This is a genomic window from Agrobacterium sp. (assembly GCF_059499945.1).
The window spans coordinates 135,407-151,256 of record NZ_JCABZP010000001.1; the positions used below are offsets into that span (position 1 = coordinate 135,407).

The 15,850-nt window shown below is 59.5% G+C and carries 15 protein-coding genes; 7 read left to right on the plus strand and 8 right to left on the minus strand.

Annotated features, from left to right (window positions below; all coding sequences use genetic code 11):
* Positions 1–64: 64 nt before the first annotated feature.
* Genes AC5I5B_RS00620 through AC5I5B_RS00630 form a run of 3 tightly spaced genes read left to right on the plus strand, consistent with a single transcriptional unit; the run spans position 65 to position 3,002 of the window.
* A complete protein-coding gene (locus AC5I5B_RS00620) occupies positions 65–955 on the plus strand; it encodes a carbohydrate ABC transporter permease (RefSeq protein ID WP_003508200.1) in 891 nt (296 codons plus the stop codon).
* 7 nt (positions 956–962) lie between these two features.
* Positions 963–1,847: an ABC transporter permease subunit gene (locus AC5I5B_RS00625; protein ID WP_003508199.1), complete on the plus strand. Its 885-nt coding sequence runs from the start codon at positions 963–965 to the stop codon at positions 1,845–1,847.
* Positions 1,848–1,880: 33 nt separating this feature from the next.
* The gene (locus AC5I5B_RS00630; RefSeq protein WP_112958720.1) at positions 1,881–3,002 is read left to right on the plus strand and encodes a sn-glycerol-3-phosphate import ATP-binding protein UgpC; all 1,122 of its coding nucleotides are present in this window, start codon (positions 1,881–1,883) and stop codon (positions 3,000–3,002) included.
* 248 nt (positions 3,003–3,250) lie between these two features.
* On the opposite strand, the gene AC5I5B_RS00635 is transcribed toward AC5I5B_RS00630, so the two are convergent.
* Complete coding sequence (locus AC5I5B_RS00635; RefSeq protein ID WP_107677469.1) at positions 3,251–3,430, minus strand: hypothetical protein; 180 nt, start codon at positions 3,428–3,430, stop codon at positions 3,251–3,253.
* On the opposite strand from AC5I5B_RS00635, the gene AC5I5B_RS00640 reads away from it, so the two are divergent.
* From AC5I5B_RS00640 to AC5I5B_RS00655, 4 genes are all read left to right on the plus strand, one after another.
* Entirely contained in the window at positions 3,429–4,757 is a 1,329-nt protein-coding gene (locus AC5I5B_RS00640; protein ID WP_111821041.1) for an LLM class flavin-dependent oxidoreductase, read from the plus strand. The genes AC5I5B_RS00635 and AC5I5B_RS00640 overlap by 2 nt on opposite strands.
* A 149-nt stretch (positions 4,758–4,906) precedes the next feature.
* Positions 4,907–5,902 carry an aliphatic sulfonate ABC transporter substrate-binding protein gene (locus tag AC5I5B_RS00645; protein WP_020812836.1) on the plus strand — a complete coding sequence of 332 codons (996 nt, stop codon included), beginning with the start codon at positions 4,907–4,909 and terminating at the stop codon, positions 5,900–5,902.
* Positions 5,899–6,768, plus strand: coding sequence for an ABC transporter permease (locus AC5I5B_RS00650; RefSeq protein WP_112958721.1), 870 nt, complete (start codon positions 5,899–5,901; stop codon positions 6,766–6,768). Before AC5I5B_RS00645 ends, AC5I5B_RS00650 begins: the two co-directional genes overlap by 4 nt.
* Complete coding sequence (locus AC5I5B_RS00655; RefSeq protein ID WP_112958722.1) at positions 6,765–7,496, plus strand: ABC transporter ATP-binding protein; 732 nt, start codon at positions 6,765–6,767, stop codon at positions 7,494–7,496. The genes AC5I5B_RS00650 and AC5I5B_RS00655 overlap by 4 nt, the downstream gene beginning before the upstream one ends.
* A 12-nt stretch (positions 7,497–7,508) precedes the next feature.
* On the opposite strand, the gene AC5I5B_RS00660 is transcribed toward AC5I5B_RS00655, so the two are convergent.
* The 7 genes from AC5I5B_RS00660 to AC5I5B_RS00690 form a co-directional block, all read right to left on the minus strand.
* A complete protein-coding gene (locus tag AC5I5B_RS00660) occupies positions 7,509–8,336 on the minus strand; it encodes a carbohydrate ABC transporter permease (protein ID WP_003508186.1) in 828 nt (275 codons plus the stop codon).
* Complete coding sequence (locus AC5I5B_RS00665) at positions 8,333–9,217, minus strand: carbohydrate ABC transporter permease (protein WP_162687303.1); 885 nt, start codon at positions 9,215–9,217, stop codon at positions 8,333–8,335. The genes AC5I5B_RS00660 and AC5I5B_RS00665 overlap by 4 nt, the downstream gene beginning before the upstream one ends.
* Positions 9,218–9,283: 66 nt before the next feature.
* On the minus strand, positions 9,284–10,558 hold the full coding sequence (locus AC5I5B_RS00670) for an extracellular solute-binding protein (protein WP_495752193.1): 1,275 nt from the start codon (positions 10,556–10,558) through the stop codon (positions 9,284–9,286).
* Between the two features lie 75 nt (positions 10,559–10,633).
* A complete protein-coding gene (locus AC5I5B_RS00675; RefSeq protein WP_112977690.1) occupies positions 10,634–11,707 on the minus strand; it encodes an ABC transporter ATP-binding protein in 1,074 nt (357 codons plus the stop codon).
* 7 nt (positions 11,708–11,714) lie between these two features.
* Positions 11,715–13,226, minus strand: a complete 1,512-nt coding sequence (gene arfA / locus AC5I5B_RS00680) for an arabinosylfuranosidase ArfA (protein WP_495752194.1) — start codon at positions 13,224–13,226, stop codon at positions 11,715–11,717.
* 121 nt (positions 13,227–13,347) lie between these two features.
* The gene (locus tag AC5I5B_RS00685) at positions 13,348–14,277 is read right to left on the minus strand and encodes an ArsR/SmtB family transcription factor (protein ID WP_020812829.1); all 930 of its coding nucleotides are present in this window, start codon (positions 14,275–14,277) and stop codon (positions 13,348–13,350) included.
* A 180-nt stretch (positions 14,278–14,457) separates the two neighbouring features.
* Positions 14,458–15,750, minus strand: coding sequence for an ABC transporter substrate-binding protein (locus tag AC5I5B_RS00690; protein ID WP_026372429.1), 1,293 nt, complete (start codon positions 15,748–15,750; stop codon positions 14,458–14,460).
* Positions 15,751–15,850 lie beyond the last annotated feature (100 nt).

The following is a 15,850-nucleotide window of genomic DNA, read 5'->3' on the forward strand; positions in this document are numbered from 1 at the left end:
CCAGAAGCCTGTCCGGACAATCTCCGGGCAGGCCCGCCGAAATCTCGAACATTGCCGGACTCCAATGGAAAAGCGTACCGTCTTCAAAAGCACGTGGCTGCCTGTGCTCTTCGCCCTGCCGCAGTTCCTGCTCATCCTTCTGTTCTTCTATTGGCCGGTTGCGGCGGTGCTGAACTGGGCATTCACCCTGGAACCGCCCTTCGGCGGCCAGGCGGAATTTGTCGGCCTGGCCAATTTCGTGGAAACCTTCGGTGATCCGCTTTATTGGCAATCGATCCTCACGAGCCTGATCTTCGCGATCGCCGGTCCATTTTTCGCGATCCTCATCGGCCTCGTGCTCGCCCTTGCGGTCGACCGCCAGCTTCCCGGCTCCGGCTTTTTCCGGGTGCTTTATATCCTGCCCTATGCGATTGCCGGTCCCGCCGCCGGCATGGCCTTCCGCTTCATCCTGTCGCCGGAACGCGGTCTCGCCGCATCGCTGAATTCCTGGTGGCCGGATATCTGGAACCCGGCCAAATACGGCGAACACGCGCTCATCCTCGTCATCGTCATCTTCATCTGGAAATGGGCGGGTTACACCTTCATCTTCCTGTTCGCCGGCCTGCAATCCGTGCCGCGTTCGCTGACGGAGGCCGCCGCCATGGACGGCTCCGGGCCCATTCGCCGCGCCATCGACATTCAGGTGCCGCTGCTCGCGCCAACCCTGTTCTTCCTGACAGTCATCATGATGACCGAGGGTTTCGTCGGCGCCGATACGTTCGGCATCGTTGCCTCCACCACCGAGGGCGGCCCCAACCATGCTACCGAAGTGATGGTCTACCGCATCGTCAGCGAAGCCTTCGAGGGGCTGAACTATTCCGGCGCCTCGGCGCAGAGCCTCGTCCTCATCGGCCTCATCATGGTCTTCACCTTCATCCAGTTCCGCTTTGTCGAGCGGCAAGTCCATTACAAGTGAGACGGCCATGATCCAGCGCACCCCTTACGCCGACGCCCTGACCTATGCGATCATGGCGGCCGGCCTCCTCCTGCTTATCGGCCCCTTCATCGTCGTTATTTCCGGCGCCAGCCAGACGGTCCAGCAGGTCAACAGCGTCCCCTTCAGCTTCATGCCGCAGGGCGAATTCTTCACCAATGCGCAGGCTGCCTGGCAACGCGCCAATCTCGGCAACGCCCTCTTCAACAGCATCATCATGGCGACGCTGGTCACCATCGGAAAGGTCGCCCTTTCGGCCTTCACCGCCTTTGCCATCGTGTTCTTCCGCTCGCCGCTCAAACACCTGTTCTTCTGGACGGTGTTTATCACCCTGATGCTGCCGCTCGAAGTGCGCGTGGTGCCGACCTATTCGGTCGCCGCCGATCTTTTCCAGCCGTTCCGCTCGATTCTCGGCCTGTTCGGCATCGAGGTCACGCTGGAATGGAACCTCCTCAACTCCTATGCCGGCCTCACTTTGCCACTGATCGCCACCGCCACCGGCACGTTTCTCTACCGGCAGTTCTTCATGACAATCCCGGACGAGCTGGCGGAGGCCGCGCGCATGGACGGTTCGGGTGCCGCGCGTTTCTTCGTGGACATGCTGCTGCCGCTGTCGCGCACCAACATGCTGGCGCTCACCACCATCATGTTCGTTTATGCCTGGAACCAGTATCTGTGGCCGCTGCTGATGGTCACCGACCCGTCCTACAAGACGGTGATGATGTCGCTCCGCGCACTTCTGCCCGCCGATGACGGTACGCCGGACTGGAACGTCACGCTGGCCGGTTCCCTCATCATCATCCTGCCGCCGCTTCTCGTCGTAGCCTTCCTGCAACGCTGGTTCGTCCGCGGCCTCGTCTCGTCCGACAAGTAACAGCGCGGCTTTCAACAACAAGGTTTTCCCATCATGGCTCAGATCGATATCCGTCAGGTCCGCAAATCCTATGGCAAGACGCCCACCCTGCACGGCGTGGACCTCACTTTCGACTCCGGCGAATTCGTCGTCATCCTCGGCCCATCGGGCTGCGGCAAATCCACGCTTCTGCGCATGATCGCCGGTCTGGAGGACATCACCTCCGGCGAGATCGCCATTGGCGGGCGGGTGGTCAACACGCTGGAGCCGCGCGAGCGCGGCTGCGCCATGGTGTTCCAGAACTACGCGCTTTACCCGCATATGTCGGTGGCCGGCAATATCGGCTATGCGCTGAAGGTCGCCGGTGTTCCCAAGGCCGAACGCCAGCGCCGCATCGAGGAAACCGCAAAGATCGTCGGCCTCTCCGATTATCTGGAGCGCAAACCGGCCGCCCTTTCCGGCGGCCAGCGCCAGCGCGTCGCCATGGCCCGCGCCATCATCCGCGAACCTGCGGTGTTTCTTTTCGATGAGCCGCTCTCCAACCTCGACGCCAAGCTGCGTGTGACCATGCGCGCGGAAATCCGCAAGCTGCACCAGCGTCTCTCCGCCACATCGATCTTCGTCACCCATGATCAGGTGGAAGCCATGACGCTGGCCGACCGGCTGGTGGTGATGAACAAGGGCAATGTCGAGCAGGTCGGCCATCCGCTGGATATCTATCATCGCCCGGCCAGCACCTTCGTGGCGTCCTTCATCGGCTCGCCTGCCATGAACCTTTTCGCCACAAGGGTGGAGGTGGAATCCCCCGCCGTGATGCTGGATGGCACACCGGTGAAACTCTTCCCCGAAACCGCACTGGAACTGCGGGGCCGCGACGTGACAGTGGGCATCCGCCCGGAACAATGCGTCGTGAGCACGGACGGCGCGGGCGTACCGGCTATCGTGGATTTCGTCGAAGAACTGGGCTCGGGCCGCATCGTCCATGCCAATATCGCCGGCGAGACCTTCTCCGCCGCCATTGGTGAAGACCTCTCGGTAAAACCCGGGCAGCGCATCCACCTCGATCTCCCCACCGCCCACCTCCACTTCTTCGATCCCGCCACGGGCAAGCGTATCGAAACGGAGGGCGCCATCGAAACCACCCGTATCGGCAACGAGAAACTGCTGGCGGTTTAAGCACCGCGCAAGATGCCTCCGGTGCGGCTTCGGATATGGTCCGTCCGCACCGGCTCCTGCAGAGATGCAATCTTGGTGCCTTGCGACTGATGACACCAGAGATATTACATCAGGAAATTCAATCAAAATTTTGATTTCCATACATTAATTAAAATCTGCATGCCAGATAAATGCTTGCCGCCACCCATCTTAGTGCGGCCACTCCGCTGTTACACTTCGAAGATGACCGAGCGGCTGCCGCCACGGGATCACCGCCAAATGCAGAATTTCAGCAAAAATCTTTCGGTTCGGAAATCATAATCGGAATAGCCTTCGCCGCGTCGATCGTCCGGCAGGGATATCGTCGCGACAAGCAAAGGCCTGCCTGCAGTTAAAGCCATCAGCAACGCGCCGCGCGAGCCGAAAACATCAACGAAAGCGAAGCCCATGGCAAATGATCGCAAACTGCATCTCGGCGCCTTCATGCGGCCCGTCAGTCTCCACACGGGTGCATGGCGTTATCCCGGCGCCTTCCCGGATGCGAATTTCAATTTCGCCCATCTCGCGCGTTTCGCACAACAGCTCGAGGCCGCGAAATTCGATGCATTCTTCATGGCCGATCACCTGGCGGTGCTGAACATGCCCACGGAGGCGTTGCGCCGCAGCCATACCGTCACCTCCTTCGAGCCCTTCACCCTGCTTTCGGCGCTCGCCGCCGTCACCTCCCGTATCGGGCTGGTCGCCACCGCCTCCACCACTTTCGATGAGCCCTATCACGTCGCCAGGCGTTTCGCCTCGCTCGATCACCTCAGCAATGGCCGCGCCGGCTGGAACATCGTCACCACGTCAAATCCCGACGCAGCCCGGAACTTCGGCCGCGAGGAACAGCCTGACCATGCGGAGCGCTATGGCCGTGCGCGAGAATTTTACGATGTCGTCACCGGCCTCTGGGATTCCTTTTCGGACGACGCCTTTATCCGGGATGTCGATAGCGGGCTGTTCTTCGATCCCGATAAGATGCATGTGCTGGACCACAAGGGCCCCGAATTTTCCGTGCGCGGACCGCTCAACATCGCGCGCCCGGTGCAGGGTTGGCCCGTCATCGTGCAGGCCGGCGCATCGGAGCCGGGACGCCAGCTTGCCGCAGAAACCGCGGAGGTCGTTTTTGCCGCAACACCCACGCTTGCGGCAGGAAAGGCCTTCTATAAGGACGTCAAGGACAGGACCGTCGCGGCGGGTCGTTCCCGCGACGGAATTGTCATCCTGCCCGGCGCTTTCGTTCTCGTGGGTGACAGTGTGGAAGAGGCAAAGGCCAAACGCGCCAGGCTCGACAGCCTTGTCCATTATGACAGCGCAATCGCCTCGCTTTCCATTGCGCTCGGCCACGATGTTTCGGGTTTCGATCCCGATAGCCCCCTGCCTGATATTCCCGAGACCAATGCCAGCAAATCCAGCCGCGAAAGGGTCATCGAGCTTGCCCGAAGCGAAGCCCTGACGGTGCGCCAGCTCGCCCAACGGCTGGGCGGCTATGCGGGTCTTGCCTTTGTCGGCACGCCAAAGACCATCGCCGACGAAATGGAGCAATGGCTCCACGAAGAGGGCTCGGACGGTTTCAATGTCACCTTCCCCTTCCTGCCAGCCGGCCTTGACGACTTCACGACGCAGGTGGTGCCGGAGTTGCAAAAGCGCGGGCTGTTCCGCAAGGACTATGAGGGGCCGACATTGCGCGACCATCTTGGCCTGCAACGGCCAGCCAATCGTTTTTTTCCTGAATAACGCGCCATCGCGCCAATCGCACTCGCGGTAGGGAGATTTTCCACGCCGCTCGCAAAGTTTGGCATGGGGTTCCAGAACGGCGGATTGACCTTAAAAACACCCGCCCATACCCTTTAAGTACACAAATTACATAAATTAGGTGAATTAATATGAAGGCCGAACATTCCCGCCGCCAGATCCTCAAATTCGGCATTGCCGGCGCGCTCGCAGCACCACTTGTCACGGGCAATGCCCTGGCCCAGAGTTCTCCGGAATTTCCTGCGGAGCTGAAGCTGGACTGGGGGTTTTACTCCTCCCACACGCTGTTGATAAAGAACAAGGGCTGGCTTGAGGAGGCTTTCAAGGATGTCGGCACCAAGATCACCTGGGTGCAATCCCGCGGCAGCAACAATTCGCTCGAATTCCTGAAAGTCGGCTCGACGGATTTTGCCGGCTCGGCCGCACTGTCAGCCTTTCTCGCCCGCGCCAACGGCGTGCCGCTGAAGGTGATCTATGTGGCGAGCTGGGGCGGTTCCTCCATCATTCAGGTGCGCCCGGACTCGCCGGTCAAGACCGTCGCCGATCTCAAGGGCAAGACCATTGCGGTGACCAAGGGCACCGCGCCCTATTTCACCCTCGTCCGCGCGCTAGACCAGAACAAGCTGTCCATCGATGACCTCAAGGTCGTGAACCTGCAGCATCCGGAAGGTTTCAACGCTCTTCAGCAGGGTCAGGTGGATGCCTGGGTCGGTATCGATCCGCATACATCCCAGGCCGAGCTTGCGGGCGACCGGGCGATTTTCGATGAGCGCAGCTGGCGCGACGGCAGCGTCTTCAGCGTTTCCGAGGAGTTTCTGGCGAAGCACCCGAAAGCGGTCGACAGGCTTCTTGGCGTCTGGGTGCAGACGCAGAAATGGATCCGTGAAAACAAGGGCGAATTCATCGATTTCGTCACACAGGTCACCGGCAACGATCCCAAGATCACCAAGCTGACGATCGAGAAGCGCGACTGGAAGGATCCCGTTCCCGGTGAGGAATTGCTGAACTCGATCCGCATCGTCACGCCGCTCTTGGGCGACGACGTCCTGCGCCCGGGCGTCAATGTCGACACTGTCCTGTCATCGCTGATCGATCCGGCACCGGCGAAAAAGGCACTTGGCGCATGAATTCCCATCCGCGCGAATTCCAGCGCGTGAAACAGACTGCGAAACAATTCCCTTCCCGGTTGCCACTTGCGCAAAGGGTGGGGAATTTCCTTGGCCGCTTTGATCTGCGCGGCGCAATCGTGCCCGTCGGGTCGCTGCTGCTGCTCGAACTTTTCGTTCGCCTCGGCTGGGTCAGCCCTTATGTGCTGCCGCCGCCCTCCGAACTTTACGACACCTTCCTGCGGCTTGCGGAAGGTCCCCTGTGGACGAATGTTGCGGCCAGTACCGCGCGCGTCTTCGTCGGCTTCGTCATCGGCTCCCTGCTCGCCATCGTGGTCGGTTCGCTGGTGGGGCTGGTGATCGCCGCCGAGCGTTATCTCGAGCCGACATTTCAGGCGCTGCGGGCGGTCCCAAGCCTTGCATGGGTGCCGCTGCTGATGATCTGGTTCGGCATCGGCGAGACCTCGAAAATCGTGCTGATCGCCAAAAGCGCTTTTTTTCCCGTCTACCTCAATCTTTTTTCCGGCATCCGAAATGTTGACCGCAAGCTGGTGGAGGTTGGCGAGATGTATCGTCAGCCGCTGCCCGTGCTGGTTTGGCGGATTTTCATTCCCGCCTCCCTGCCGCATCTCTTCACGGGCCTGCGTTACGGGCTGTCGCTTGCCTGGCTAAGTGTCGTTGCGGCCGAGCTTCTGGCCGCGTCCGAAGGTATCGGCTACATGCTTTCCGACGGGCGGGAGCTTTCCCGGCTTGATCTCGTCATGATCGCCATCGTCTGCCTTGCGGTGCTGGGCAAGATTTCCGACAGCATCTTCAAGATTGTCGAAGACCGCTGCCTGCGCTGGCGCGACAGCTATCCCCTTCAGCAGGAAGGACGCCTGCGATGAGTTTGCTCAATGTCGATGTGCGCGAAAAGGCTTTCGGCGACACGGTGATCCTTCAGGATATCCAGCTCACGCTGGGTGATGGCGAAGCGGCGGTTCTCCTTGGCCCCAGCGGTTGCGGAAAGAGCACGCTGCTGCGCATCGCCGCCGGCCTCGACCGGCGTTTTTCAGGCGCTGTCAGAGTTCAGCAAGACGAGGAGAAGGCATCGGACTTACCGCCCATCGCCTTTGTCTTTCAGGAACCCCGCCTGATGCCGTGGCTGACGGTTGCCGAAAACATCGGTTATGCGGCCGGCAGGAAATATGATGTCGAGCGCGTGAAGGGGCTGATTGACGATGTCGGTTTGAGCGGCCACGGCGGCGCGCTACCGAAGGCCCTTTCGGGCGGCATGGCGCAACGCGTGGCGATCGCAAGGGCGCTCTATACCGAGCCGCACATTCTGCTGCTCGATGAACCTTTCAGTGCGGTCGATGCCTTCACCCGTATGAAGTTGCAGGACCTTGTGCTGAAGCTCATCGAACAGCGCGGCATCTCCTTCCTGCTCGTCACCCACGATATCGACGAGGCGCTCTATCTCGGCGACCGGATCTACATGATGGGCGCCCATGATGGCCGTATCCAGCAGCGGATAGAGGTGGATGTGTCGCGCCCGCGCGACCGGCGGTCTCCTGAACTCGCACACCTCAAGAACGAGGTGCTGACCGCCCTGCACAATGCCCACGTCATCTGAGCAGCGCCGCCCTCACCCCTTCACGCCGGACGAGATCATGATCGCTTCCGTCACGCGCCTCTGGAAGATGACGTAGGCGATGATGACCGGCAGCGCCGCCAGCATGGCGATGGCCATCAGGCGCGCATAAACAATGCCGAAAGTGTCGTTGACCTGGGTGATGCCGACGGGGATCGTCATCATGTTTTCAGAGGTGACGACCAGGAAGGGCCAGAAGAAGGCGTTCCACACCGTGATGAAGGTCACGATCGCCATGGCGGTGGTGATCCCCCAGTTCAGCGGCAGATAGACCTTGAACAGGATGGTATATTCGCCGCCGCCATCCAGAACCACCGCTTCGCGCATCTCCTTCGGCACGCTGTCGAAGAACTGCTTATAAACGATGATGACGATGGGCGTGATGAGCTGCGGCAGGATGATGCCCGCCCAGGTGTTGATGAGGTTGAGGTTCTTCATCAGGATGAACTGGGTGACGACGAGTGTCTGCGCCGGCACCATGAAACTCGCAAGCACGATGCCATAAAGCAGACGCCGTCCCGGAAAGCGGATCTGCGACAGGGCATAGGCGCACAGCATCGAAATCAGCAGCACGGAGACAGTGACGATTGCGGCGGTGCCGATGGAATTTACGTACCAGGTCAACAGCCGCGTGTTGAAGAGGGCGTTCACATAAGCCCCCAGCTGAAACTCATCTGGCAGCAGCGACATGTTGCCGGCAACATTATTGTCCGAACGTAACGACGTCACGAAACCCCAATAGAGCGGAAAGATCCACACGAGCGCCGCTGAGAACGTCAGCAGGGTCAGAACGACGTTTTCTAGTCTTTTCGTGAAGCTCATGAGTTCCTCCGGATGCGCAGCAACTGGAACTGGAGAATGGAAACGGTGACGATCAGCAGGAAGAGCACGGTGGCGACGGCGGAAGCGTAACCGCCATTGTTCAGCTGGAACGCCTCGCGATAGACCTTGAGCAGAAGCACGAAGCTGGAATTGAAGGGCCCGCCGCCGCTCAGGAGATAGATCTGGTCGAATATCTTCAGCTGCAGGATCAGTTGCAGTGTGAGAATGAGCGCGGTGACGGGCCAGAGAAGCGGCCATGTCACCCGCCAGAAGCGCTGCCACGTCGTTGCGCCGTCAAGTGAGGCCGCCTCATAAAGCTCCGTCGGAATATTGCGCAAACCGGCGATGAACAGCAGCACGTTGAAACCGTTCGTCCACCAGATGGTGACGACGGCAACCATCGGCATGACCCAGTAGGGGTTCTTGAAAACCGCGACCGGCTTGCCGGCAATCAGCGAAATCACCGGCTGGAGAATGCCGAACTGCAGATCGAGCATCCACGCCCAGATTTCCGTGACGACCGAAACCGGCAGCACATAGGGAAGGAAAAACAGGCTCATGGCAATCGTCTGCTTGACGCCCGAAAGGCGGCTGACGGCGAGAGCGATCATCAGGGCGATGACGGTCGTCGGCACGACGGTCAGAAGCACGAAATAGCCGTTGTTTTTCAGCGACGTGACGAAAAGGCGGTCGCTCAGCAGCTTTGCGTAATTCGCGAACCCCACCCAGTCACCGTCGCCGATCAGCGGCGCATCGGTGAAACTGATGCGGACCATCTCGATCAGCGGGTAAAGGAAGAAGGTGACGAAGACCACGATGAACGGCGTCACCATCGACAGCGCGATCAGCGATTTCTTGCGCCGGTTTTCAATCATAGCCATGGAATGTCTCCGGAACCTTGCATTGCGTGCTGCCCTCCGGCCAGAAACCGGAGGGCAGGTTTCCTGTTACTTCAGCTTGCTTTGCAGCTCTTCCCTGATCTGCTCCACCGCATCCGTGCCGCTCATGAAGCCCTGAATGGCCGGGGCGATGACGTTGAGAGCCGCATCATAGGCGGGCGAAGCGACACCGGTGATCGTCGTCTTCGGATCGAACACCGCCGCTTCCGCCAGCGATGCATAGGTGGCGTTCGGCTGCATCGCCTTGTATTCGCTGCTTTCGGTGATCGATTTATAGGCCGGAATATGGCCGGCATCGGCCCAGCTGATGGCGTGTTTTTCCATCCAGCCGATCACCTTCATCACGGCGGCGCGCTTCTCGCCGGAAACGGTCTTGTCGCCCTGATTGGGGATGGCGAAAGCGTGCGAATCCGCCCAGGTGGCGCGTTTGCCCATGAAGGGCGGCACCTCGACCGCACTCCACTTGAAGCCCAGCTTGCCGTTTTTCTCCAGGTCCTTGTAGGTCGGCACTTCCCATACGCCGTTCAGCTGGAAGGCGGATTTTCCGGCGGAGAAGAGCGCGACGGAGGCAGGATACTCGGCCTGTTCCGGCACCCAGCCGTTTTCGCGCCATTTCGACATGGTGTCGATTGCCTTGGCGGCCTTCTCGGCATTGTCGCCGGCCAGAACCTCGCCATTGGTGACGAGTTCGCCGCCCTGCTGCGAGAACAGGGTGTAAAAGACGCGCCAGACACCGGCTTCGCCGCCGGACTGATAGGTGACCGGCGTTTCAACGCCCTTTTCCTTCGCCCAGGCCAGCGCCTTTTCGAAATCATCCATCGTCTGGATGCCGGTCAATTTGCCTTCGGCATCGAGGTAGGGCGAGCCTTTCAGGAGATCGGCATTGTAATAAAGTACAAGCGCGTGAATATCGAACGGCACAGCATAAAGCTTGCCGTCATGGGTGGCCGCTTCAAGCGGTGCGCTGAAGAAATCGTCTTTCTTTAGTCCGGCCTCCTCGAGATCCTTGTCGGTAATCTCGCTCAGCACCTTTTCCTGCAGGGCGAGCGGCGCACGCGACAGGTGGTAGGTCATGACATCAGGCCCTTCCCCGACGGCAGAGGCGGTTCGCACCTTGGTATAGAAGGGAACACCCCATTCCAGCGTCGTTCCCTTGACCTGGATATCGGGGTGCTCCTTGTTGAAGGCATCGATCAGCGCCTTCATGCGCACGCCGTCACCGCCGGACAGAAAGTCCCACCAGACGATATCCTGTTTGGCCAGCGCCGGCAGGGCGGTCAAACCCAGAACCGCGCCAACAAGCAATGTCTTGATCAATCGCATCGTTTACTCCTCCCGTTTATGTGGAAACACCCCTTGAAGAGGCGGTCTGCTGCATCGAAAGACGCCTCCTCGCGCCTATCGCAACCTTTTGCCGTCCGTGTCGAAAACCAGAATATGGTCGGGCGAAGCGCTCAGCGACACGGACCGGCCGTCCAGACTTTCGCGCGATCCCTGCCGTTGCACGATGATTTCCTTGCCGGACGGCGCGCGAGTATAGAGGTAGGAGACATCACCCAACTCCTCCGCCACCTCGACATTGACAGGCAGGGCGCCATCTTGCGAAATCATCAGATGTTCCGGCCGAACGCCGATTTCGATACGCTGGCCGGTGGAAACAGGCTGTGAAAGCCGCGCTTCGAGATGTCTCTGGCCGCCATCAAGCGAAAGCGTCACGACGCCGTTTGCCTGCTCGACAATTTCCGCCTGCAGGAAGTTCATCGCCGGCGAGCCGATGAAACCCGCCACGAAGCGGTTATCCGGATCGTCATAGAGGGTAAGCGGCGCACCCGCCTGTTGCACCACGCCGCCCTTCAGCACGAAAATCTTGTCGGCAAGCGTCATGGCCTCCACCTGGTCATGCGTGACATAGATCATCGTGGCGCCGAGCTTGCGATGAAGCCGTGTCAGCTCCAGACGCATCTGGACACGCAGCTCCGCATCAAGGTTCGAAAGCGGCTCATCGAAGAGGAAAACCTTCGGCTGGCGGACGATCGCGCGGCCTATCGCCACGCGCTGCCGCTGGCCGCCGGAAAGCTGCGACGGCTTTTTATGCAAGTGGTCTTCAAGCTGCAGGATGCGGGCAGCCTCGCCCACTCTCTCATTCACCTCCGCTTTCGGGCGGCGCGCGAGACGCAGGCTGAAGGCCATGTTCTCGAACACGCTGAGATGCGGATAAAGCGCATAGTTCTGAAACACCATCGCGACACCGCGATCGGCCGGTTCGACGGCCGTGACATCGCGGTCGTCGATGGCGATATGGCCGCCGCTGGTCTCCTCAAGACCAGCGATCATGCGCAGCAGCGTAGATTTTCCGCAGCCGGAAGGCCCGACGAAGACCGCAAAACTGCCGGTCGGGATTTCCATCGAGACATCCCGGATCGCAGCGAAGGAGCCGAAGGACTTGGCGATATTGTTGAGACGGACACCCATGGCCGCCTCACTGAACCTTCAGCCGCAGCACATGGTATGACAGCGCCGGCACGGAACCCTTCAGCGCCCCGTCCTCAACGCCGACGCCGCTGCCGGGCACCGGCACGACACGATCCGGCTGATCTGGACCATTACCGACGCGCAGGTCATATCCCGCCATGGCCAGATGCAGATTGAGCGTCGCCGAGGAGAACCCGGTGAGGCTCACATTGATCTCTGCCGCCTCGGTCAGATGACGATTGAGCACGAACAGCGTCACAATGCCTTCCGCCTCGTCATAGACACCGGCGACATCGAGATATTTGACGTCATCGGCCGCGTTGCAATCGTAAGTCGGGCAATCGACCGCAACGTTCAGCGCAACGCCACGGCCATAAAGCGAGGCGAACTGATAGGGATAATAGATTGTCTGACGCCAGGCCGGCCCGTTCTTTTCCGCCCGGATGGGGGCGATGACGTTGACGAGCTGGGCGATGCAGGCGATGCGCACGCGGTCCGAACGGCGGATGAACTCGTTGAGCAGGCCGGCGACAAAAAGCGCATCTTCGAAGTTGTATGTCTCTTCCAGAAGTGCCGGCGCTTCCGGCCAGTCCCAGCTCTTGATGCGTTTGCCGTCCTCCTCGCGGATGTGATACCAGACGTTCCATTCGTCGAAGCAGATGGAAACATCGTTCTTGGCGCGCTTCTTCGCCTTCACATAATCGATGACGCCGGCGATGGTCTGGATGTAACGCCCGGTTTCCTCGATCTTGCCGAAATAATTCAGCGTGTCGCGGCTGTTATTGCCGAAATATTTGTGCAGCGAGATGTGATCGACATTCTCGTAGCATTCCTCCAGCACCTCGCGTTCCCATTCAGGATAGGTCGGCATGCCGTCATTGGAACTGCCGCAGACGATGGCTTCAATCGTCGGATCGAAGCCCTTGAAGGCCTTGGCGGTTTCGTTCGCCAGGCGGCCATATTCCACCGCGGTCTTGTGGCCGATCTGCCAGGGGCCGTCCATCTCGTTGCCGAGGCACCACATTTTCACGTCGTGGGGTTTTTCCGTGCCGTGGCTGCGGCGCAGATCGCTAAGCGCGGTGCCGCCCGGAAAATTCACATATTCAAGGAAATTACGGGCGTCATCCAGACCACGAGAACCAAGATTGACGGCGAGCATCATCTCGATACCAGCCATCTGCGCCCAGTCGGCGAACTCGTTGATGCCGATCTGGTTGCTTTCCTTGGAGCGCCATGCGAGGTCGAGGCGGATGGGGCGCTGGTCGCGCGGCCCGATGCCGTCTTCCCAGCGATAGGCCGAAACGAAGTTGCCGCCGGGATAACGGATGGCCGGAATTTTCAGGTCCTGAACAAATTTCAGAACATCCTGGCGAAAGCCGTTTGCATCCGCCTGCGGATGGCCGGGCTCATAAATCCCGCCATAAATCGCACGCCCCATATGCTCGATGAAGGCGGAATACAGACGATCGTCGATACGCCCAATCCGGAAGTCCCGGTGGACTGAAACCCGCGCTTTCATAGGCTCTCCTCCCTGCGCATTTATATCCTAAAATATGATATAAACCATATTTGATAATATAGTTGCCGAGGGAATCCGCGCCTGTCAACCGCGAAAATCATACTTTTGAAAATTGGCTGGATCAGTCAGCGGTGCGCAGGCGCAGGACAATGTCCTGATCGTAATTTCCGAAGCCGCGGCCAAAGATATTCAGCCCGCCCGGATGTTTTGCATCGGCCTTGACCTCGATGCGCAACCGGATGGAGCGGTGGCTGGCGAGATCAATATCTGCGAGCGTCACATCCGAAATCCGGGTTCCGTCGACATAGGTTCCCTGCGCGGTGATGCGCCAGGTCTTGAGCATGCCGTATTGGGAACCGGAAAGCTTCCACCAGTCAGGCGTAAACACGCCCCGCTTGTCGCCGAAGTCCCCGGGCGATGTCCAGACACCGATTTCCCTGCCGTTGACGGACAGCGTGATATCGGACGGCCAGTCGCTGTGCGTTCCCGGCACCTCGGAACTGACTTCCATCGAAAACTCTATTTCCTCGACGCTCCGCCCCTGAATCTTGGCATTGTTGGGGAATTGATACTCCACGAAGCCCGATGTCAGCCACAACAGCGCCGTCTTCATCCGGTCTGGATCCATGAAAGTATCGGGCACATCAAGAAGGCCGATAATGCCCTCCGGCGAGCAGATACCGCAGGGCGCGGTGACCGAACTCTGGGTATAAAGGCCGAGCGGCATGGCGACCGCGATGTAATTTGATGCTGCCGGCGCCTCGGGTTTGCGGAAGGAAACGATGAGTTCGTCACAGGTGGCGAAGCAGATTTTCTGATTGCCCTTGCGCGCCTTGCGCGTCTCGGTTCGCAGCAGCCCCGCCTCCTCGAGAACGGCAACGCCGGCGGAAACTGTGGACTGCGGCAAATCCAGCCTCTGCGCAATTTCGTTGACATTGAGGCCGCTCGCCTCGTGCAGCAGCTTCAATATCTGCACGCGGATCAGCGACGCCGCCGCTTTCAGGACATCGAACTCTTTTTCAGCATCAACGAGAAGGAAATTGGGCGCCATATTCTAATCTTCAGATTTATCGATCCAGATCAGAATTTCTGGCTTAAATGCCATGCACTTGTCCAGCACTGTTTGTCTGACAAACAATTTTCAAAGGTGTGAAGCGCCATTCACCCTAGGCATGCCATAAAAAGCACCGCCACACGGCTTCGATTCCGTGTGGCGGCGCCCGTTTCGTCGTCAGCCGCGCTTGCGCAGGGTCCGCGTGCCGGTGTCGACGAGGTTTTGCGCCGCTTCATCCACGCTGGCGCGGCCGAAGGCGAGCGAATCGGCGATGGGACGCATCACGCCACGGTCGAACTCGTTGGCGCCGATCGGGGCAGGCTCCGGATAGGAATCGAGCTTGCCCGACAGGCTTTCGATATAATCCACCGTCTTGCGCTCGGTCTCGTTGAGGCTCGGCAACAATGCCTCGCGCACGACCTTGGCCGGCGGCACGCCACGCTCGACACCGAGCACCTTGCCCGCTTCCAGATCATTGACGAAGAAGTTGATGAATTTCGCCGCCGCTTCCGCATTGGTCGATGTGGACGAAATGGACCAGATAAGGCCCGGCCGGTAATAATGCCCGGTCGGCTTGCCCGCCCCCTCACCCGGCAGCATGCCGATGGACAGCGTCTGTTTATTGAGCTTCTGATAACCGACAAGCTGGTTGGAATAGGCAAAACCAATGGCCGAATTGCCAAGCGTCAGGGCGTTGGATTCGATGGTATTGTCGTCACGAGTCTGGATATCGGCGGAAACGCAGAGCTTGTTCTCGCGCAGGTCCTCCCAATAGGCGAACCATTCCTTCGCATCTTCCTTGTTGAAGCCGATGGTGCCGTCCTGAAACAGAAGCTTGCCGCGCTGGCGCAGCCAGACATCGAAAACATAGTGATAACGCGCACCATAAGGCACCGCCCAATAGTTCCGTTTTGCCGGGCCGTTCTTCTTGAAATCGCGCGCCAGTTCCGCCAGCGCCTTCCAGGTGATCTGATCCTGCGGCACGGAAACGCCGGCTTCCTTCAGCGTATCGGCGTCATACATCATGCAGAAGGAATTCAGCCCGAGGCCGACGCCGTAAAGCTTGCCATCGATACGGCAGAGATCGACTTCGCTTTTGCCGAAGGTGGAAAGATCAAGCGACTTGCCGACGAACTGGTCCAGCTCCATGCAGGCGCCACGGCCGGAATAATCGGCAATGGTGGAAGGTTCTAGCTGGAAGATGTCGGCGACGTTCCGTCCCGCCATCGATGTCGCGAGCTTGGTCCAGTAATCGGAACCGGCGATCATCTCACCGCTGATCTCCGTCTGCGGGTTCGCCTTCTGGTAAAGGGCGATCACGTCGTTGGTGCGCTTGCTGCGGTCGGCAGATCCCCACCATACGCAGCGAAGCCGGGTTTCGGCCGCGGCCGCGCGAAAACCGCCCGCCGCCACGCCGAGACCGGCCAGCGCCGCCGTCACCAAAAATCCACGTCTGTCGATAGTTTGCATCTGCTCCTCCCGCGTTTTGCAAATTTTTCACTGAACACTTAAATTCTTGCAAATTTTCTTAGTTTGCAATATTTGCATCATATTAGATTTTTTTGCAAGC